We start from the raw sequence: 20,290 nt of genomic DNA, 5'->3' as shown, positions 1-20,290 counted from the left end.
CGGCTACACCGGCTGGCGCAACAGCTCTGCCTTGAGCCACTGCGCCAGTTGACCCGCGCGCCCGTCTGCGGCGCGCTTGGGTAGCCATAGCGCCAGGTGCGCCGGGGTTTCGCTGAAACCCCACGGCGCCACCAGGCGACCCGCACGCAGGTCCTCTGCCACCAGCGGTTCTGGCGCAATTGCCACCCCAAGCCCTGCCACTGCCGCCTCCAGTAAATAATACAAATGCTCAAACCCCTGGCCGTGTTTCAACGCGCCGGGTGCGATGCCGTATTGCTGCGCCCAACTGGGCCAGGCTTGCGGGCGCGAGGTGGTGTGCAACAAGGCTTCGCCGCACAGGGCGTGCGCCGGGGCTTGGCGCAAACGCTCGTAACCGGCGAAGCGCGGGCTCATCACCGGGCCGATGCGCTCACTGGCCAACTCGTACACTTGCATGTCCGCCGGCCACGGCGGCTCAGCGAACACCAGCAGGGCGTCGAGGCCGGGACGCCTGGGGTCGAGATCGCCGTCACCTGCTGACAGGTGCAAGCGCAAGTCCGGCAGGTCGGCGTTCAAGCGGCCCAGGCGCGGGATCAACCAACGCGCCAACAAACTGCCTGAACAGCCCAGCACGAACGGCGCGTCGGCGCTGGCCTGGGTCAGCTCGGCGCAGACATCCCTCAAACGTTCGAACGCCTCTGCGCTGGCATCGCGTAGCCGAACACCGGCATCTGTGAGTTTAAGGCCGCGTCCATCCTTGGCGAACAGGCTGACACCCAAATGCTCCTCCAGCACCTTCAACTGGCGGCTTACGGCGCCGTGGGTCACATGGAGTTGCTCGGCAGCCTGACTAACGCTGTTGAGCCGGGCTGTGGCTTCAAATGCACGCAAGGCATTGAGGGGTGGAAGGTCTCGGCTCATCTGTGAGTTTTCCTGACAGGTTGCGGCGATCTTATCGGTTTTCAGCGTAGCGCGTCAGGGGTAGAGTGGCGCTCATTGCCTCTCCTCACATTCTTTACTGGAGCGCCCCATGACTCAGTCCCAGACCGATCTACGCAACGGCCCAGACGCCAACGGCTTGTTTGGCGCGTTCGGCGGCCGCTACGTCGCTGAAACCCTGATGCCGTTAATCCTCGACCTGGCCCGCGAATACGAAGCGGCCAAGATCGATCCGGCATTCAACGAAGAATTGGCCTACTTCCAGCGCGACTACGTCGGACGTCCAAGCCCGTTGTATTTCGCTGAGCGTCTGACTGAATTCTGCGGCGGCGCCAAGATTTACCTCAAGCGCGAAGAGCTCAACCACACCGGCGCGCACAAGATCAACAACTGCATCGGCCAGATCCTGCTGGCGCGGCGCATGGGCAAGAAACGCATCATCGCCGAGACCGGCGCCGGCATGCACGGCGTGGCCACCGCCACCGTGGCTGCGCGTTTTGGCCTCGACTGTGTGATTTACATGGGCACCACCGACATCGAGCGCCAGCAGGCCAACGTGTTCCGCATGAAGCTGCTGGGCGCCGAAGTGATCCCGGTGGTCGCCGGCACCGGCACCCTCAAAGACGCGATGAACGAAGCCCTGCGTGACTGGGTAACCAACGTCGACGATACCTTCTACCTGATCGGCACCGTAGCCGGCCCACACCCCTACCCGGCGATGGTGCGCGACTTCCAGGCCGTGATCGGCAAAGAAACCCGCGACCAACTGCAAGCCCAGGAAGGCCGCCTGCCGGACAGCCTGGTGGCGTGCATCGGCGGCGGTTCCAATGCCATGGGCCTGTTCCACCCGTTCCTGGATGACACCAGCGTCGAGATCATCGGCGTTGAAGCGGCCGGCCACGGCATCGAAACCGGCAAGCACGCCGCCAGCCTAAACGGTGGCGTACCTGGCGTGCTGCACGGCAACCGCACCTTCCTGCTGCAGGATGACGACGGCCAGATCATTGACGCCCACTCGATTTCCGCCGGCCTCGACTACCCGGGCATCGGCCCTGAACACGCCTGGTTGCATGACATCGGCCGCGTCCAGTACACCTCGGTGACCGACGACGAAGCCCTCGAGGCGTTCCACAAATGCTGCCGCCTGGAAGGGATTATTCCTGCACTGGAAAGCGCCCACGCCCTGGCTGAAGTGTTCAAACGCGCACCGAACCTGCCGAAAGATCACCTGATGGTGCTCAACCTCTCCGGCCGTGGCGACAAAGACATGCAAACCGTGATGCACCATATGGAACAGTCGAAGCAGGAGAAACACTGATGAGCCGCCTGCAAACACGTTTTGCGCAACTCAAAGAACAAAATCGCGCCGCCCTGGTGACTTTCGTCACCGCCGGCGACCCGGGTTATGACACCTCGCTGGCGATCCTCAAAGGCCTGCCGGCAGCTGGTGCCGACGTGATCGAGCTGGGCATGCCCTTCACCGACCCGATGGCCGACGGCCCGGCGATTCAGCTGGCCAACATCCGCGCGCTGGAAGCCAAGCAGAACCTGGCGAAAACCCTGCAGATGGTTCGCGAGTTCCGCAAAGACAACAACGACACGCCGCTGGTGCTGATGGGCTACTTCAACCCGATCCACAAATATGGCGTGCCGCAGTTCATCAGCGACGCCAAGGAAGCCGGCGTAGACGGCCTGATCGTGGTCGACATGCCGCCTGAGCATAACGGCGAGCTGTGCGACCCGGCCCAGGCAGCAGGCATCGACTTTATCCGCCTGACCACGCCGACCACCGATGACGTGCGTCTGCCGACCGTGCTCAATGGCAGCTCCGGCTTTGTGTACTACGTGTCGGTGGCCGGTGTGACCGGTGCCGGTGCGGCCACCCTGGAGCACGTTGAAGAAGCCGTGACTCGCCTGCGTCGGCATACCGATCTGCCGATCAGCATTGGCTTTGGTATCCGCACGCCGGAACAGGCCGCCGCTATCGCGCGCCTGGCAGACGGTGTGGTGGTGGGTTCGGCGTTGATCGATCACATCGCCACTGCCAAAAATGATCAGCAGGCAATTGATGGCGTGTTGACCTTGTGCGCGGCGTTGTCGGAAGGCGTTCGCAACGCCCGTAAGTAAACGCCGTGTAGCAGTAGGTAAAGTTCCTGATACAGAGGAATCATACTGTCGAATCAGTACCTAAACTGACAAGACCAAGGGATTTCGAACCCGGTTCGAAATCCCTTTTTTGTTCGTGCAGTACTGAGGAAACACCCCATGAAAATGCCTAAACGCTTGATCGCTGGTCTCGGCGTGCTGATGCTCGGCGCGAGTGCCTTGGTGCAGGCCGCGCCGCCCGACCAACGGGGCGATGACAATGGCCCTGGCCGTGGCGGTCCGCAAGGCCAGCACGAGCAACGCGGCGATGATCACCGTGGCCCGCAGGACAACCGTCGCGGCCCGCCTCAGGACTTCGGCCCGGTACGGCAGATCATCCACGACAACCACGGCCAGTTCGCCCGTGGCGCACCGCCGCCACCGAATGTACGCCTGGTCCGCGGCCAGCCACTGCCACGCGGCTACTACGGCGAACGCCTGGACAACCGCGCCCTGGCACGCCTGCCGGTTTACCAGGGTTATGAATGGCGCCGTTCCGGCCCGGACGTGGTCTTGATCGCTGTCGGCACGGGCATCGTCTACGAGATTCTGGACGGCGTACTCAACTAACCCCTCGCACTACCTGTGGTGAGCGGGCTTGTCGTGGCGAAGGCGCTTGGCGTGGTGAGCGGGCTTGCCCCGCGTTGGGGTGCGAAGCGCCCCCGGAACCGGATAACGCGGTGTCGCTGAAAAACCGCAGCAGCCTTGATGGGGCTGCTGCGCAGCCCAACGCGGGGCAAGCCCGCTCGCCACAGCAAGCCCCGCTCGCGACAGTTTATTCCTTCAGTTCTATACGTTCGACTTTGCCTACAAGCAACACATAGGACAGCGCGCCCAACAATGCCAGCACCGCGATGTAGGTAATCGCAGGCGCAAACGAATCACCACTGGCCAAAAAGCCAATCACAATCGGCGTAGTAATCGCCGACAAGTTACCGATGAAGTTAAACACTCCACCGGTCAACCCCAGCAGCCGCGCCGGCGCCAAGGTCGACACCAGCGACCAGGTAATCGACGCCAAACCATTCCCAAAGAACGCCACCGCCAGAAACGCAATCACCCACGCCGTCGAATCCACATAGTTGGCGCCAATGATCGCCGTGGAAATCAACAGCCCACCAATAATCGGCAACTTGCGCGCAAAGCCTACCGACGTGCCGCGGCGAATCAGCCAGTCAGAAAACAGCCCCGAACACAGCACACCCACAAACGCCGCCAGAAAGGGCAGCGACGCCAGCAAGCCCGACTTGATGAAGTCCATGCCGCGATATTTCACCAGGTAGGTCGGGAACCACGTCAGAAAAAACCACAACGTGGAGTTCAGGCAGAACTGCCCCAGGTAGATGCCCCACAGTTTGCGCTTGCTCAGTACGATCCCAAGATCGACCCAACTGAAAGGCGCCTTGACCGCCTTGGCCTGCATATCCACGAGCCCGCCGCCTTCGCGGATCAGCTCGATTTCAGCCGCATTGGCGCCTCTGAAGTCCTTCGGCTCGCGGTACACCGCGTACCAGATCAGCGCCCACACAATGCCCACGCCACCGGTGGCGACAAACACCATGTGCCAGCCGAACGCGTGTTGCAGCCAGGCCAGTAACGGCGTGAGAAACGCCAGCCCGACAAACTGGCCAGAGGTGTAAACGCCAATGGCCGTGGCACGCTCGCGTTCGGGAAACCAGGTGGTGACCACGCGACTGTTGATCGGATAGGCCGGCGCTTCCAGCGCGCCGACCGCCATGCGCAGCACAAACAGCGCGATAAAGCTGGCGGCAAAACCGAGCATCACGGTGGCAATCGACCACAGCAGCAAGGCCACGGTGTAGAGAATGCGGGGCGGCACCCGGTCCACCAGCCAGCCGCCGGGGATCTGCATGGCGGCGTAGGTCCAGCCGAACGCCGAGAAGATCAGCCCGACATGCACCGGGTCGATGCCCAGCTCGCTGGTCAGCGCCGGGGCGGCAATCGACAGGTTGCTGCGGTCGAGGTAGTTGATCACCACGGTGATAAACAGCAGCACCATGATGAAGAAACGCTTTCTGCTGGGCGTGACAAGAGAAGCCTGCCCGGTGACGGATTCAGGGTGCATGGGGGGTTGCCTCTTCTTATGTTTATTGAGGACAGGTCTTACTGAGTAAACCGGGATGTGGGAGGGGGCTTGCCCCTGATGAGGAGTGCCAGTCACCGAATGCATCAACTGATACACCGCCATCGGGGGCAAGCCCCCTCGCACATTTTGTGTCCGATTTCGTCAGGGGCTGATTACCACTCGGCAAAGCTGCCGTCGGCATGCCGCCAGATCGGGTTGCGCCAGCGGTGGCCGATAGCCGCGCGCTCGATCACGTATTCCTCGTTGATCTCGATGCCCAGGCCTGGCCCGTTGGGGATTTTCACAAAGCCTTTGTCATAGTCGAACACGCCCGGGTCACGCACATAGTCGAGCAGGTCGTTGCTCTCGTTGTAGTGGATGCCCAGGCTTTGTTCCTGGATAAACGCGTTGTAGCAAACCGCGTCCAATTGCAGGCAGGCCGCCAGGGCGATCGGGCCGAGCGGGCAGTGCAGGGCCAGGGCCACGTCGTAGGCTTCGGCCATGTTGGCGATCTTGCGGGTTTCGGTGATGCCGCCGGCGTGGGAGGCGTCCGGCTGGATGATGTCGACGTAACCTTCGCTGAGCACGCGCTTGAAGTCCCAGCGCGAGAACAGGCGCTCGCCCAAGGCAATCGGCGTGCTGGTCAGCGGCGCCAGTTCTTTGAGCGCTTCGTAGTTTTCGCTGAGCACCGGCTCTTCGATAAACATCAGTTTGTAAGGGTCGAGTTCTTTCATCAGCACCTTGGCCATAGGCTTGTGCACGCGACCATGGAAGTCGACGCCAATGCCGACGTTCGGGCCCACCGCATCGCGCACGGCGGCAACGTTAGCCAGGGCCAGGTCGACTTTTTCGAAACTGTCGACAAACTGCAGCTCCTCGGTGCCGTTCATTTTCACGGCAGTGAAGCCACGGGCCACGGCCTCTTTGGCGGCACGCGCGGTATCGGCGGGGCGGTCGCCGCCGATCCATGAATACACGCGAATCTTGTCGCGCACCTGGCCGCCCAACAGATCGCTGACCGACACGCCGAGCGCCTTGCCCTTAATGTCCCACAGCGCCTGGTCGATACCGGCGAGAGCGCTCATGTGCACGGCACCGCCTCGGTAGAAGCCGCCGCGATAGAGCACCGTCCAGATGTCTTCGATATTGCGTGGGTCTTTGCCGATCAGGTAGTCGGAAAGTTCTTCGACAGCCGCCGCCACAGTGTGCGCGCGGCCCTCGACCACAGGTTCACCCCAGCCGGTCACGCCCTGGTCGGTTTCGACCTTTAGGAAGCACCAGCGCGGCGGGACGATGAAGGTGGTCAGTTTGGTGATTTTCATCTTCTTATCTCTCTTGTCGATGCAGCGCCGAGGGCGCAAAACGTGCGTTCTTTTCAGGGCATCAATTCAGCGCATTCCAGGCGGCGACATACGCCTGGGCACTGCTCGCCACTTGACCCACAGACATGCCCGGCTTGAACAACCCGGACCCCAGGCCGAAGCCCTTGGCGCCTGCGTCGAAATACACCTGCATGTTGTCCGGGGTCACGCCGCCGACCGGCAGCAGCAATGTGCCGGCCGGCAATACCGCCAGCCACGCCTTGATCACTGCCGGGCCCATTTGCTCGGCCGGGAACAGCTTCAGCACGTCGGCGCCCTCGGCCAACGCAGCGAAGGCTTCGGTGGGCGTGGCCACACCCGGCGACAGGTACAAGCCCGCCGCTTTCGCGGCGCGTAGCACCTTGGCATCGCTGTGGGGCATGACGATCACTTGGCCACCGGCGGCTTTGACGTGCTCGACCTGCTCGGGCGTCAACACGGTGCCCGCGCCGATCAGGCAATCGGCGGGCAGGCTGTCGCGCAGCGTGCGGATGCTGGTGTAAGGGTCCGGCGAATTGAGCGGAACTTCGATCACGCGAAAGCCGGCCTGATAGAGCACTTGGCCGATTGCTTCAGCTTCGTCCGGCCGTACACCGCGCAGGATTGCGATCAAACCGTTGTGTGCGAGTGCTTGCTTGAGCATGTCAGGCCTCCAGGGCCGGTTGAGTGAGCCCGGCCGCCACGGCCAATTGCCACAGGCCGCGTTCGGTGGCGGCTTGCGCCAGGCTGACGTGGGCGAAGCCGCAGAGGGCGAGGGCGCGCTGGTAACGGGCGCAGAGCGCTGCGGTGCCGACCAGGACGATGGGCTTGTGTTTTGCAGGGGCCGGCAAACCGGCAAGTTCATGCCCGATCAGCAGGCCGGACAGGTAATCCGGTTGCTGGTCGGGAGCCAATTCGGCGGTCAGCCCGAGTGTGCGGGCGCTGAACAATGTCGAGAGCACGCCACGCTGGCCGTCGTTGGAGAGTGCCACCTGCACGCCGCGATCAAAGGCCTCGGCCTGGAAGTGGTCGGAAGTTTTTTGCGTACGGCCGAGAATGCTGTGCTGGCTCAGCACGGCAAACAGTTCGCCGGTCATGAAGGTGTCAAAGTGCGTGATGCAGCCATCCACCACCTCGACCCATTTGGAATGGCTGCCCGGCAGGCCGATCAATACCTCAGCCGCGAGGCCTTGCAGCACGCCCAGCACCTGGGTTTCTTCGCCGCGCATCACATTGGGCAAGCCCACCTGTTCGATCACGCCGGGCACGATATGCACCGTCACCCCGCGCAGGCTGCGCACGCTGTGCAGCGCCTGGCCGAGGCTCGCGACATCGACCGGCGTGTTGCGATACGCCGCTTCACTCCAGCCCTGGGCACTGCCGACCATGCCGCAGGCGATCACCGGCAAGTCGGGCTGGGCGTCGAGCCAGTCGCCGCAGGCCGCGTCAAACGCCAACTCGAAGCCATCACTGCAACACACGCCGGCAATGTCCCGGGGTTCGCTGGGCAGGTGCATGATGCCGAACGCCAGTGCGCGCTGGTCGAGCACCTTGCCGGCCGGGCCGAGTTTATAAGCACGAAGGGAGCTGGTCCCCCAGTCGAGCGCGATCAATTGCGCCTGCATCGCTTCACCTGAAATGAGTGGGTGCTGAAAAAAGCAGATGGGCGAATATAAACCTATGACTGGCGATATCTCAATATATAAATAACAGTCCCATATAGTGGGCTAAATCATAAAAAATCCCACCGCCTCTGCCCAAGGGGATGGGATTTTTATACGCACTGGTTAAAAAATAGACAGGTCCAGCTCGCGCATCGCGCCCATCCAGATCGCGTAATCGGTGTGATCCTTCAGGTCATCGCCGGTATCAGGGTGCAGGAACACCACCAGCCCCTCGCGATGCAAAGCCAGCCATGGCAACACCACACCGATGTATTCCGGCTCGAACGCCAGCTGGCAACTCCAGTCCGGGTGCGGGCCCACCGGGCGTTCATGCACGCGGCCCATGCGCAACGGAAACAGCTTGGCCGCGTCCTCGCAGAGCTGGCGCGCCTGGTCGATGGTGCTGGCGTCGAAGTAGATATGAGCGTGGTAGCCCTTGATACGTTGCATGGCGAAATCCGGATCCAATATGCGCCGATCCTAGACCGCAATCGACGGCAGGGCCAGCCCGGTCAGCGACTGTGCGCTGCGGGCTTGCTCGGCCACCAGCCAGTCGACAAAGCGTTCGACCAACTGCCCCCGGCGTTTGCGCTGGGGCTGGACCACGTAATAACCGAAGCGTGAGATCACCGTGTCGCTGATCGGCCGACACAGCCAGTTCTGCTCCAGCAGGTTATCCACCAAGTGGCGCCAACCAATGGCCACGCCCTGGCCGGCAATCGCGGCCTGGATCAACAGGGTGTAGTTGTCGAAGCGCAGTTGGCCGGGTGTGGGCGCGGTGGTAATGCCCAGCTCGCGAAACACGCCGCTCCAGTCGAACCATTGGCTATTGTTTTCCTGGCGCAGGTGCAGCAGCGGACAGTCCTGCAGCGTCTGCACGGTCAGCGGCGTGGTCTGGTCCTTGAGCCATTGCGGGCTGCACACCGGGAACACTTCCTCGTTGAACAGCCAGAGGCTGTCGCCTTGTTTGAAACGTCCATCGCCGAACAATACCGCCACGTCGATATCGCTGCGCAAGGTGGCGTGGTTGCGCTCGCTGGTGACCAGGCTGACGTCGACCTGCGGGTTGGCCTGATGAAAACGGTGCAAGCGCGGCATCAGCCAGTAGGCGGCGAAGGCGAAGTCGGTGGCCACTTGCAGCACTTCATGCTGGTCCTGCTGGGTGATCGCGCTCAGGCCTTGGTTGATGGTCTGCAACCCGCCTTGCACATGCTCGAACAGCAGGGCGCCGGCATCGGTCAGTTCAATGCCACGGTAAATGCGATCAAACAGACGAATCGCCAGCTGTTCTTCGAGGCGCTTGATCTGCTGGCTAATGGCAGGCTGGGTAGTGCCCAGCTCCATGGCCGCAGCAGTGAAGCTGCGATGGCGCGCCGCCGCCTCGAACGCGCGCAGCAGGTCGAGGGATACATCGCCAAGGGCTTCATACATAAGCTGTGCTTATCCTAGACATTGCTTTTCATGGGCTTTACCCCATTTTCCATGGGCCGCATGCTCATTCGCATAAACACCGCCTATGGAATGCCGAAGACTCATGAAGCGCAAGAACATTCTTTTCATCATGGCCGATCAAATGGCCGCGCCGCTGCTTCCGTTCTACGGACCTTCCCCGATCAAACTGCCAAACCTGAGCCGCCTCGCCGAACAGGGCGTGGTGTTCGACGCCGCCTATTGCAACAGCCCGCTGTGCGCGCCATCGCGGTTCACGCTGGTCAGCGGCCAGTTGCCGAGCAAGATCGGCGCCTACGACAACGCGGCAGATTTCCCTGGCGATGTGCCGACCTATGCCCACTACCTGCGCCGCCTCGGCTACCGCACCGCGCTGTCGGGCAAGATGCACTTCTGCGGCCCTGACCAGTTGCACGGCTATGAAGAACGCCTGACCAGCGACATTTACCCCGCCGACTATGGCTGGGCGGTGAACTGGGATGAGCCGGACGTGCGCCCCACCTGGTATCACAACATGGCATCGGTGCTGCAAGCCGGCCCGTGCGTGCGCACCAACCAGCTGGATTTCGACGAAGAGGTGGTGTTCAAGGCCCAGCAGTACCTGTTCGACCATATCCGCAATGAGGGTGACCAGCCGTTCTGCCTGACCGTGTCGATGACTCACCCACACGACCCGTACACCATTCCCAAGCCGTTTTGGGACCTGTACGACGATGCCGACATCCCATTGCCTACGACGCCGGCCCAGGCCGACCTCGACCCGCATTCGCAGCGCCTGCTCAAGGTCTACGACCTGTGGGACAAGCCGCTGCCGCTGAACAAGATCCGTGATGCGCGCCGCGCCTATTTTGGCGCGTGCAGCTACATCGACAGCAACGTCGGCAAACTCCTGCAAACCCTGGAAGACACCGGCCTTGCCGATGACACGATCATCATCTTCTCCGGCGACCACGGCGACATGCTCGGCGAGCGCGGCCTCTGGTACAAAATGCACTGGTTTGAAATGGCCGCCCGCGTGCCGCTGCTGGTCAGTGCGCCGGGGCAGTTTGCGGCGGGCCGCGTAACCAAAGCGGTTTCCACGGCCGACCTGTTGCCGACATTGGTGGAGCTGGCCGGCGGCGAGCCGGACCCACGCTTGCCGCTGGACGGACGCTCGCTGGTCCCGCACTTGCAGGGGCAGGGCGGGCACGACGAAGTGTTTGGCGAATACATGGCCGAAGGCACTATCAGCCCGCTGATGATGATTCGCCGTGGCGCGTACAAGTTCATCTACAGCGAGGACGATCCTTGTCTACTGTTCGATGTGCACAACGACCCGCACGAGCGGGAAAACCTCAGCCAGTCACCGGAACACCGGCCACTGTTCGAGGCGTTTTTGAGTGAGGCGCGGGCCAAATGGGACATCCCGGCGATCCACCAGCAGGTGCTCGCCAGCCAACGCCGTCGCCGCCTGGTGTTTGAGGCGCTGACCCAAGGCAAGCTGAAGAGCTGGGATCACCAGCCACTGGTGGACGCCAGTCAGCAATACATGCGCAACCATATCGACCTCGACGACCTGGAGCGCAAGGCACGTTACCCACAACCCTGCCAACACCCATAAATAGACAGAGGGAAGGCCATGCAAAAGTTGACTGTAGTGCTGGGCATGTTGGTGCTCAGTAGCGCCAATGCGTACGCGGACACTGGCTGCGACACGGTGAAGATAGCCGATCCAGGCTGGAGCGATATCGCCGCCACCAATGCCATCACCGGTTTTCTGTTGAACGGCATGGGCTACAAGGCCAAGGTCGACACCCTGGCGGTGCCGATCACCTTTGGCGGGCTCAAGGACGGCCAGGTGGATGTGTTCCTGGGCAATTGGATGCCGGCGCAGCAGGGCTTCTATGACAAGTTCGTGGCCAATGGCGATGTGGTGCAACTGGCGAAAAACCTCGACGGCACCGAGTTCACCCTCGCGGTGCCGGACTACGTGTGGGACGCCGGGGTGCATGACTTTGCCGACCTGAACAAGTTTGCCGACAAGTTCGACAAGAAGCTCTACGGCATCGGCTCCGGCGCGCCGGCCAATATCTCGCTGCAGGACATCATCAAGAAGAACGACTTCGACCTCGGCCAGTGGAAGCTGATCGAGTCGAGTGAGCAGGCGATGCTGGCCGAAGTGTCGCGGGCGGTTAAAAAACAGAAATTCGTGACCTTCCTCGGCTGGACGCCGCACCCGATGAACGTGCAGTTGAAAATGCATTACCTCAAGGGTGGCGAGAAGTACTTCGGTGACACCGGCAGCGTTTATACCTTGACCCGCAAGGGCTATGCACAAGCCTGCCCGAATGTCGGAAAACTGCTGACCAACCTGAGTTTCACCCAGGAAATGGAGAACAGCATCATGGCGGAGGTGGTGAATAAAAAAGTCAGCAACGCTGATGCGGCGAAGGCCTGGATCAAGGCCAATCCGGCGGTGCTGGATAAGTGGCTCGATGGCGTAAAAACCGTGGACGGCCAGGATGCGTTGGCGGCAGTCAAAGCCAAGCTCTAACCCCCCGACATCGATCCTTTTGGGAACTGGCTTTTGTGGGAGCTGGCTTGCCCGCGATGCAGACAACTCGGTCTGTCAGTTAGACAGAGGTGATGCTATCGCGGGCAAGCCAGCTCCCACGGGGGGCTGTGTGTGCTGATACCCTGATGCAAACCTTTCGAACCGAGCCTTTCATGCCCCGGCCCAACCGACACACTCTCTTGCCCTTCCTCGCCTGGCTCCCGCGCCAAACCCGCGCCAGCGTCGGCCGGGACGCGATGGTTGGCTTAAGCGGTGCCGTGCTCGCGCTGCCGCAGTCGATTGCCTACGCGCTGATCGCCGGTCTCCCACCCGAATACGGCTTGTACGCCGCCATCGTCCCGGTACTGATCGCCTGCCTGTGGGGTTCCTCCTGGCACCTGATCTGTGGGCCTACCGCTGCCATCTCCATCGTGCTCTACGCCAGCGTCAGCCCCTTGGCCGTGCCAGGGTCGAAGGACTACATCACGCTGATCCTGCTGCTGACCGTCCTCGCCGGCGTTTTCCAGTGGCTGCTGGGTCTGCTGCGCTTCGGCGCGCTGGTCAATTTTGTCTCTCATTCGGTGGTGCTGGGCTTCACCCTCGGCGCTGCCGTAGTGATCGCCTTGGGGCAGTTGCCCAACCTGCTGGGGTTGGACCTGCCCAGCCAAGCCACAGCGATCAAGAGTTTGCTGGCGCTCATCGATCACGCCGGCGAATGGGACCACGCCTCCCTCGCCTTGGGCCTGGGCACTTTGCTGGTGGGCGCGCTGCTCAAATACCGGGTACCACGCTGGCCAACACTGTTGATCGCCCTGGCCTTGGGCAGCCTGGCGGCGTGGTTGTGGCCGTCGATGTTCGGGCATGTGGCGCGGGTCAGTTCGTTTGTGGGCACACTGCCGCCGTTCAGCCCATTGCCGATGGACCTGGACATGCTCCTGCGCCTGCTGCCGAGCGCGGTGGCGGTGGGCATGCTCGGGCTGGTGACCAGTTTGTCGATTGCGCGCTCGCTGTCGGCACGTTCGCAGCAATTGCTCGACGCCAATCAGGAAGTCCGCGCGCAGGGCTTATCCAATATCGTCGGCGGGTTTTTCTCTGGCTACTTGTCGGCCGGTTCCTTTACACGCTCCGGCCTCAGTTACGAGGCGGGCGCTTGCTCACCCTTGGCAGGCGTGTTTTCCGCCGGCTGGGTGGCGTTGTTTGCCGTATTTGGGGCGGCATTGATCGCGCACATACCAATCCCCAGCATGGCCGCGAGCATCCTGCTGATTTGCTGGGGCCTGGTGGATCATCGCGGCATCCGCGCGCTGTTTCGCGTGAGCCGCGCAGAATTTGTGGTGATGAGCCTGACGTGCGTTGCCACCTTGCTGCTGGAGCTGCAAACGGCGATTTACGCCGGGGTACTGGCGTCGCTGTTCTTCTACCTCAAACGCACCTCGCAACCGCGTGTTCAGCAGTGGCGCGACGGTGATGAGGATGTATTGCGGGTGGGGGGCTCGATCTTTTTCGGCGCCAGCCATTACTTGCAAGTGCGCCTGCAGGGCTTGCAGGGTGAGCGGGTGGTGATCGAAGCGCAGCAGATCAACTTTATCGACTATTCCGGGGTGGAGATGCTGCACCAGGAGGCGCGTCGATTGAAGGGGTTGAGGCGTAGCCTGACGTTGCGCAAGGCCAGGCCGCAGGTGGTGGAAGAGCTGAAAAAACTCGAAGGGGCCGACAACTGCCCCATCCATTTCGAAGACTGAATGCGGTTAAACAATGTGGGAGCTGGCTTGCCTGCGATAGCGGTGGATCAGCCAGCACCTCTGTATCTGTTACACCGCCATCGCAGGCAAGCCAGCTCCCACATTAGACCGTGTTCACTTTTAGATTTATGCCGCAGCCAACTGGCGGCGCAACTCAGCCAAGACCGGCGCCGAATCCGGGCGCACACCGCGCCACAGGAAGAACGCTTCCGCCGCCTGCTCCACGAGCATGCCCAGGCCATCCATCGCCACTGCTGCGCCATGCTCTGTCGCCCAACGGCAGAACGCGGTGGGTTCCTTGGCGTACATCATGTCGTAGCAAAAGGTCTTGCCCGGCTCGATCAGGCTGCTGGCAATCGGCGGTACATCGCCTGACAGGCTCGCGGACGTGGCATTGATGATCAGGTCCACCGGCTCACGCAGCCAGTCGAAACCGCTGGCCGACACAGGGCCCAGATCGTCAAACAGCTCGGCGAGCAACTCGGCCTTTTCCACCGTGCGGTTGGCGATGATCAGCGCGGCAGGCTGCTCGGCCAGCAGGGGCTCCAACGCCCCACGCACCGCGCCGCCAGCACCGAGCAACAGGATGCGTTTGCCTTGCAGGTTCAACCCGGCATTCACCTTCAGGTCGCGCACCAGGCCGGCGCCGTCGGTGTTGTCACCCAGCAGGGTGCCGTCGGCCAGCTTGCTCAGGGTGTTCACCGCGCCGGCGCGCTGGGCACGCTCAGTCAGGCTGTTGGCCAAGCGGTAGGCGTCTTCCTTGAATGGCACCGTGACATTGGCGCCACGGCCTTGCTGAAAAAACTCACGGGCACAGCCGGTGAGATCCTCCAAAGGCGCGAGCAAGGTGCTGTAGTCCAGTTGCTCGCCGGTCTGCTCGGCGAACATGCGATGAATCAACGGCGACTTGCTGTGGCCGATAGGGTTGCCGAACACCACATAACGGTCCATCAGACAGCCGCCTTGGGCGCGGCGAGGCCGAGCCAGTCGCGGTCTTGCAGGAAGTAATCGGTGAGACGCGCCTCTTCGCTACCGGCCTCGGCCTTCCAGTCATAGCTCCAGCGCACTTGCGGTGGCAGCGACATCAGGATCGACTCGGTGCGCCCGCCCGACTGCAGGCCGAACAGGGTGCCACGGTCGTAGACCAGGTTGAATTCGACGTAGCGTCCTCGGCGGAACTCCTGGAACTGGCGCTGCTGTTCGGTGTAAGCCATGGCCTTGCGGCGCTGCACGATCGGCAGGTAGGCGTCGATGTACGCATTGCCGATGGCGCGGATGAAGGCGAAGCAGGTGTCGAAGTCCCACTCGTTCAAATCGTCGAAGAACAGGCCGCCGATGCCGCGCGGTTCGTTGCGGTGCTTGATATGGAAATACGTATCGCACCAGGCTTTGTAGCGCGAGTACACGTCCGGCCCGAACCGCGCACAGGCCTGCTCGGCAACGCGGTGCCAGTGGATGCAGTCTTCCTCGTTGCCGTAGTAGGGCGTGAGGTCGAAGCCGCCCCCGAACCACCACACCGGTTCTTCGCCTTCTTTTTCGGCGATGAAAAAGCGCACATTGGCGTGGGACGTCGGCACATGCGGGTTGTGCGGGTGGATCACCAACGACACGCCCAAGGCTTCAAAGCCGCGACCGGCCAGCTCGGGGCGATGCGCGCTGGCGGACGGTGGGAGACCGCTGCCGAACACGTGGGAAAAGTTAACGCCGCCTTTTTCGATGACCGTACCGTTTTCGATCACTCGGGTGCGACCGCCGCCACCGGCGGGCCGGGTCCAGGCGTCTTCGATAAAGCGAGTGTCCGTCTCGAAGGTTTCCAGGGCGCTGCAAATGCGGTCTTGCAGGTCGAGCAGGTAGGCTTTAACAGCCTCGGTGCGGGTAGTCATGGCATCACCTTGAATCGGGCAAAGCTACGCGAGGCCATGCGGCGTCGGCGGCAAATGGGCGCACAGGATACCACTGCGATTACGTGGCACTGCACTTAGGTGCGCCGCAGTTGACGAAGATCAAGCATAGGAGTGGGATAGAGGGCTACGCGAATTCGACCTCAGGAGAAGTGCAGATGGCCAAACGTATCCAGTTCAGCGCCCATGGCGGCCCCGAAGTGCTTGAGTATGTGGACTACACGCCGGCAGAACCTGGCCCGCAGCAGGTTCGTGTGCGCAACGAGGCCATCGGCCTGAACTTCATCGACACCTACTTCCGCAGCGGCCTTTACGCGCCGCCGGCCCTGCCCTCGGGCCTGGGCGCAGAGGGCGCCGGTGTGGTCGATGCCGTGGGCAGCGAGGTTACGCAATTCAAAGTCGGCGACCGCGTGGCCTACGGCAGCGGCCCGCTGGGCGCCTACAGCGAATTGCACGTACTGCCCGCCGCCAACCTGGTGCACCTGCCGGACGGCATCAGCTTCGAACAGGCTGCCGGTGCGATGCTCAAAGGCCTGACCGTGCAGTACCTGCTGCGTCAAACCTACGAATTGAAGGGCGGCGAAACCATTCTGTTCCACGCCGCCGCCGGTGGTGTGGGCTCGCTGGCCTGCCAATGGGCCAAAGCCCTGGGCGTGAAGCTCATCGGTACGGTGAGCTCGCCGGAAAAAGCCGCCTTGGCCAAATCCCTCGGCGCCTGGGAAACGATCGACTACAGCAAGGAAAACGTCGCACAACGCGTACTGGAATTGACCGACGGCAAAAAAGTCCCGGTGGTGTACGACGGCGTCGGCAAGGACACCTGGCTGACCTCGCTGGACAGCGTGGCGCCACGTGGGCTGGTGGTGAGTTTTGGTAATGCGTCGGGCGCGGTGGATGGGGTGAACCTGGGCATTCTGGCGGCCAAGGGCTCGCTGTATGTCACCCGGCCGACCTTGGCGACTTACGCCAGCAACCCGAAAGACTTGCAGGCGATGGCGGATGATTTGTTCTCGATGATCAAGAGCGGCAAGGTGCGCATTGACATCAACCAGCGGTTTTCGCTGGCGGACGCGGCGAAGGCGCAGACTGAGCTGTCGGGGCGGCGGACTACTGGGTCGACCATTTTGTTGCCGTGAGGCGATAGATCGCTGGGGTCAGTAATGGCCTCATCGCGGGCAAGCCCGGCTCCCACACTTTGATCGCATTCCAACTGAAGGAACGCGACCGAATGTGGGAGCGGGCTTGCCCGCGATGGCCGACCTCGGTCTCAGGAAGGCCGCACCACCTCACCCGTCGCCAAATCGCGAATCAGGCTCGGGTTCTTGCGCCCACCCAGAGCGCCGCCCAATACCCGATCTACCTGACCACGGAAGTATTGCTCCACGCGAAGCCGCGTGCGCGCAGCCGGGCGCCCTTGCGGGTTCGCCGAGGTGGAAATCAGCGGCCCGACCAGCGAGCACAAATCCCGCACCAGCGGATGATCAGTCACCCGCAACGCCACCGTGTCATGCACACCCGTTACCCACTCAGGCAGCAAGTCCTGATGGGGCACCAGCCAGGTATTGGGCCCAGGCCAGGTGCTGGCCATGCGCTCGATCCAGGTGTCCGGGAAGTCTTCAAAGAGAAAATCGAACTGGCGAATATTGTCCGCCACCAGGATCAGGCCCTTGTCCACCGACCGATTCTTGATCGCCAGCAGCCGGTCCACCGCTTCTTCGTTCCACGGATCGCAGCCAAGGCCCCAGACCGCTTCGGTCGGGTAGGCAATCACCGCGCCTGCGCGAATTTCCCGTGCGGTTTCCAGCACACGCCACCTGTTGACCATTACTCACTCTCCGGACTAAAGCTCTGCGCAGTTTACCGATCTTCTTTACAAAACCTAGCAGCGCGCAAGCCAGCGCCCGCTTTCGCAGATCACCTGGCCTTCGAGCTCAAGCTCAGTGAGAGTAGCCAGCACCTGGGACAACGGCCGCCCGCTGGCAAGGGCCAAGCCCTCGCTGGTGTGAGGCGCGGCATGCAGCAGCGCCACCAGCGGATGCGTGACCGGCACGGGCGCCGGCCGGGACAGCGCCTGCCAGCCACGTAACCCTTCCAGAATGTGCTCGATGGATTCCACCAGCGTCGCGCCATCGCGGATCAATTGGTGGCAGCCTTTGGCACCGGGGTGATGGATGGAACCCGGGATCGCATACACCTCGCGCCCTTGCTCGGCCGCCAGCCGCGCGGTGATCAGCGAGCCACTGGCCATGCTGGCTTCCACCACCAGCACGCCCAGCGACAGGCCACTGATGATCCGGTTGCGCCGGGGGAAGTTGCCAGCCTGTGGCGAGGCGTCCAACGGAAACTCGGAAACCACCGCGCTGCCCTGGGCAATCATCGTGGCTGCGAGCTGCCGGTGGCGCTGTGGATAAAAGTTTTCAAGCCCGGTGCCGAGCACGCCGATTGTCTGGCCGCCGACATCCAGCGCTGCCTGGTGAGCCGCGCCGTCTATGCCCAACGCAAGACCACTGGTGATGACAAAACCGGCGCTCGCCAAGCTGCGGGAAAAGGCCGCTGCGGTGTCCATGCCGGGTCGCGACGCACGGCGACTGCCGACCATGGCCAACTGCGGTTTTTCCAGGATTTTGGGGTCACCGGCGACGAACAATAGCGGCGGGGCATCGTCGATCTGGGCGAGGAGTGCCGGGTACTCAGGTTGGTCCCACATCAGCAAATGCTGGGCCGGCTGCTCCAACCACGCCAATGCTTCACTGGCACCGTCGCGTATTTCAGGGCTGCGGCGGGCATCGGCGCTCACGGCCGGCAACCCGAGGGAACGCCATGCACTGGCAGGGGCGCTGATGGCTTTTGAGGCAGAGCCGAAGGCTTCGAGCAACACACGAAAACGCTTGGAACCCAGTTCTGGCAGCCTGTGCAAGCGTAGTCGAGCTTCCAGTTCTGACGGGGAAATTTCGCTGCTGTTTATCGGATACATTTGATCATCCTTGACCGGAACAAGCTGTGGATAACTCTGTTGGTAACTTATTTAGCAGGCTATTTATTGTGTTTGTTGGGCAGTCTCGAATCGGTCCATGACTGCCAGCGAGCGTGAGGCGCTGAGAACCAGGCCATAGCTGAGCTTTTCATAGGTGCGAAACACCAGCAGCGTGCCGGCGCGTTCATCGGGGAGTTGGGTTGCCGCGCCGGTGAGGTTGTCGCGGATCGTCTCGCCGGCTTTGATCACGGTCAGCAATTGGCCTTCAACCAGCCCGTCGCGTCGGCCTTTGTTCAGGGTAACGGCGTCCAGTACGCCAATCTGGGTGACGCCTTTGGGAATGTCGATGATGTGCCCCTTAACAAAGGACGCACGCTTCACCGGGGCCGGGTCAACCGGAGGTTCGGCGCGCAGCAGCCGATCGCCGGGACGTACTTCCTGGGTGACTCGCTGCACCGCCAGCGTAGTGAGATCGCCGGCCATTACGAAGCGCGCGGTGCCGATGTTGTCGGCGTTGATGCCCAGCAATTCCTGAGTGTCGGGGTCGGTGTAGGCCTTGGCGCGGCGAAAAATCCCGTAATTGGGCTGTGTGGGGTCCAGGGCGCCCCTTGCATACACACGGTCGCCGTTGGCACCCAGCACCCGGCCCGCGTCGGCCGCGACAATGTAAGGCGCGTTGTCCAGGTCGTGGGCCGTGTCGAGTATGCGGTTGTGCAGTAAAAAGTACTGGATGGCCTGCTGCGTCGCCGGCTCCAGGCGCTGGCCGGACGGTGGGATCAAGGCCATCGTGAGCGGCGTCCACAGCAGCAAGACGAGTAGCGATTTCCTCATGGGGTCAATCTCCTTTATTATGTGCGTTCGCGTGAAATGCCATAGCCTTCGCGGCTTTCGCACCTTTCACACCGGCTGCCTGGGTCCATCCCACCGCCGATTTGCCTCTACCTCACATGTGCAGCAATTACGCTTATGGCTATTTTGAACATCCTCGAATTTCCCGACTCGCGCCTGCGCACGATCGCCAAACCGGTGGCCGTAGTGGACGACAAGGTTCGTCAGTTGGTCGATGACATGTTTGAAACAATGTATGAAGCCCCGGGCATCGGCCTCGCCGCCACCCAGGTCAACGTGCATCAGCGCGTCGTGGTCATGGACCTGTCGGAAGATCGCAGCGAACCGCGGGTGTTTATCAACCCCGAGTTCGAACCGCTGACCGAAGAGATGGGCGAATACCAGGAAGGCTGCCTCTCGGTGCCGGAGTTCTACGAGAACGTCGAACGCCCGCTGCGCGTGAAGATCAAGGCGCTGGACCGTGACGGCAAGCCCTACGAGCTGATCGCCGATGGCCTGCTGGCCGTGTGCATCCAGCACGAGTGCGACCACCTCAACGGCAAGCTGTTTGTCGATTACCTGTCCACGCTTAAACGCGACCGGATCAAGAAGAAGCTGGAAAAAAAGCATCGCCAGCAAGCTTGATGCCCTTCTTCCAAAGGCTTGCTGCGGCAAGCCTTTTTCTTTTGTGACTGTTTTTAACCGAGACC

20 protein-coding genes are annotated in these 20,290 nt (G+C 62.1%); 8 read left to right on the top strand and 12 right to left on the bottom strand.

What is annotated here, in order from left to right:
• Positions 1–3 precede the first annotated feature (3 nt).
• Complete coding sequence (locus AACV02_RS18795) at positions 4–900, bottom strand: LysR family transcriptional regulator (protein WP_119741288.1); 897 nt, start codon at positions 898–900, stop codon at positions 4–6.
• Positions 901–1,009: 109 nt separating this feature from the next.
• Here AACV02_RS18795 and trpB point away from each other — a divergent pair, with 109 nt between their 5' ends.
• From trpB to AACV02_RS18780, 3 genes are all read left to right on the top strand, one after another.
• On the top strand, positions 1,010–2,236 hold the full coding sequence (gene trpB / locus AACV02_RS18790) for a tryptophan synthase subunit beta (RefSeq protein ID WP_106576001.1): 1,227 nt from the start codon (positions 1,010–1,012) through the stop codon (positions 2,234–2,236).
• A complete protein-coding gene (trpA, locus tag AACV02_RS18785; RefSeq protein WP_119741286.1) occupies positions 2,236–3,045 on the top strand; it encodes a tryptophan synthase subunit alpha in 810 nt (269 codons plus the stop codon). Before trpB ends, trpA begins: the two co-directional genes overlap by 1 nt.
• A 138-nt stretch (positions 3,046–3,183) precedes the next feature.
• Positions 3,184–3,633, top strand: coding sequence for an anti-virulence regulator CigR family protein (locus AACV02_RS18780; RefSeq protein WP_106575999.1), 450 nt, complete (start codon positions 3,184–3,186; stop codon positions 3,631–3,633).
• Positions 3,634–3,838: 205 nt separating this feature from the next.
• On the opposite strand, the gene AACV02_RS18775 is transcribed toward AACV02_RS18780, so the two are convergent.
• The 6 genes from AACV02_RS18775 to AACV02_RS18750 all read right to left on the bottom strand — a co-directional run bounded on the left by AACV02_RS18775 (position 3,839) and on the right by AACV02_RS18750 (position 9,584).
• A complete protein-coding gene (locus AACV02_RS18775; RefSeq protein WP_119741284.1) occupies positions 3,839–5,149 on the bottom strand; it encodes an MFS transporter in 1,311 nt (436 codons plus the stop codon).
• Between the two features lie 173 nt (positions 5,150–5,322).
• Positions 5,323–6,471, bottom strand: coding sequence for a galactonate dehydratase (gene dgoD / locus AACV02_RS18770; RefSeq protein ID WP_017137927.1), 1,149 nt, complete (start codon positions 6,469–6,471; stop codon positions 5,323–5,325).
• A gap of 61 nt (positions 6,472–6,532) precedes the next feature.
• The gene (locus AACV02_RS18765; protein ID WP_106575997.1) at positions 6,533–7,153 is read right to left on the bottom strand and encodes a 2-dehydro-3-deoxy-6-phosphogalactonate aldolase; all 621 of its coding nucleotides are present in this window, start codon (positions 7,151–7,153) and stop codon (positions 6,533–6,535) included.
• Between the two features lies 1 nt (position 7,154).
• Positions 7,155–8,114: a 2-dehydro-3-deoxygalactonokinase gene (locus AACV02_RS18760; protein WP_119741282.1), complete on the bottom strand. Its 960-nt coding sequence runs from the start codon at positions 8,112–8,114 to the stop codon at positions 7,155–7,157.
• A 162-nt stretch (positions 8,115–8,276) separates the two neighbouring features.
• On the bottom strand, positions 8,277–8,603 hold the full coding sequence (locus AACV02_RS18755; protein ID WP_106575995.1) for a DOPA 4,5-dioxygenase family protein: 327 nt from the start codon (positions 8,601–8,603) through the stop codon (positions 8,277–8,279).
• Between the two features lie 30 nt (positions 8,604–8,633).
• Positions 8,634–9,584, bottom strand: coding sequence for a choline sulfate utilization transcriptional regulator (locus tag AACV02_RS18750; protein WP_119741280.1), 951 nt, complete (start codon positions 9,582–9,584; stop codon positions 8,634–8,636).
• Positions 9,585–9,687: 103 nt separating this feature from the next.
• Here AACV02_RS18750 and betC point away from each other — a divergent pair, with 103 nt between their 5' ends.
• From betC to AACV02_RS18735, 3 genes are all read left to right on the top strand, one after another.
• Positions 9,688–11,202: a choline-sulfatase gene (gene betC, locus AACV02_RS18745; protein WP_119741278.1), complete on the top strand. Its 1,515-nt coding sequence runs from the start codon at positions 9,688–9,690 to the stop codon at positions 11,200–11,202.
• 18 nt (positions 11,203–11,220) lie between these two features.
• Positions 11,221–12,135, top strand: coding sequence for a choline ABC transporter substrate-binding protein (choX, locus tag AACV02_RS18740; RefSeq protein WP_119741276.1), 915 nt, complete (start codon positions 11,221–11,223; stop codon positions 12,133–12,135).
• A 173-nt stretch (positions 12,136–12,308) separates the two neighbouring features.
• On the top strand, positions 12,309–13,877 hold the full coding sequence (locus tag AACV02_RS18735; RefSeq protein ID WP_119742778.1) for a SulP family inorganic anion transporter: 1,569 nt from the start codon (positions 12,309–12,311) through the stop codon (positions 13,875–13,877).
• 126 nt (positions 13,878–14,003) lie between these two features.
• Here the strand turns inward: AACV02_RS18735 and aroE are convergent, their stop codons facing one another.
• Both aroE and hemF read right to left on the bottom strand, forming a co-directional pair.
• Positions 14,004–14,828, bottom strand: coding sequence for a shikimate dehydrogenase (gene aroE / locus AACV02_RS18730; RefSeq protein WP_119741274.1), 825 nt, complete (start codon positions 14,826–14,828; stop codon positions 14,004–14,006).
• Positions 14,828–15,760 carry an oxygen-dependent coproporphyrinogen oxidase gene (gene hemF / locus AACV02_RS18725; RefSeq protein WP_119741272.1) on the bottom strand — a complete coding sequence of 311 codons (933 nt, stop codon included), beginning with the start codon at positions 15,758–15,760 and terminating at the stop codon, positions 14,828–14,830. The genes aroE and hemF overlap by 1 nt, the downstream gene beginning before the upstream one ends.
• 176 nt (positions 15,761–15,936) lie before the next feature.
• Between hemF and AACV02_RS18720 the strand changes: the two genes are divergently transcribed.
• Complete coding sequence (locus tag AACV02_RS18720; protein ID WP_106575989.1) at positions 15,937–16,914, top strand: NADPH:quinone reductase; 978 nt, start codon at positions 15,937–15,939, stop codon at positions 16,912–16,914.
• 131 nt (positions 16,915–17,045) lie between these two features.
• Here the strand turns inward: AACV02_RS18720 and AACV02_RS18715 are convergent, their stop codons facing one another.
• From AACV02_RS18715 to AACV02_RS18705, 3 genes are all read right to left on the bottom strand, one after another.
• Positions 17,046–17,603 (bottom strand): L-threonylcarbamoyladenylate synthase, encoded by a 558-nt coding sequence (locus AACV02_RS18715; RefSeq protein WP_106575988.1) that lies wholly within the window; start codon positions 17,601–17,603, stop codon positions 17,046–17,048.
• A 54-nt stretch (positions 17,604–17,657) separates the two neighbouring features.
• A complete protein-coding gene (gene dprA, locus AACV02_RS18710; RefSeq protein WP_119741270.1) occupies positions 17,658–18,752 on the bottom strand; it encodes a DNA-processing protein DprA in 1,095 nt (364 codons plus the stop codon).
• A gap of 63 nt (positions 18,753–18,815) precedes the next feature.
• Complete coding sequence (locus AACV02_RS18705) at positions 18,816–19,583, bottom strand: peptidoglycan-binding protein (RefSeq protein ID WP_119741268.1); 768 nt, start codon at positions 19,581–19,583, stop codon at positions 18,816–18,818.
• Positions 19,584–19,718: 135 nt separating this feature from the next.
• Between AACV02_RS18705 and def the strand changes: the two genes are divergently transcribed.
• Positions 19,719–20,225, top strand: a complete 507-nt coding sequence (gene def / locus AACV02_RS18700; RefSeq protein ID WP_016970668.1) for a peptide deformylase — start codon at positions 19,719–19,721, stop codon at positions 20,223–20,225.
• Positions 20,226–20,290 lie beyond the last annotated feature (65 nt).

The organism is Pseudomonas sp. Larv2_ips (assembly GCF_963879675.1).
Lineage (GTDB): Bacteria > Pseudomonadota > Gammaproteobacteria > Pseudomonadales > Pseudomonadaceae > Aquipseudomonas.
This window is presented reverse-complemented; position numbering and strand designations above follow the sequence as displayed.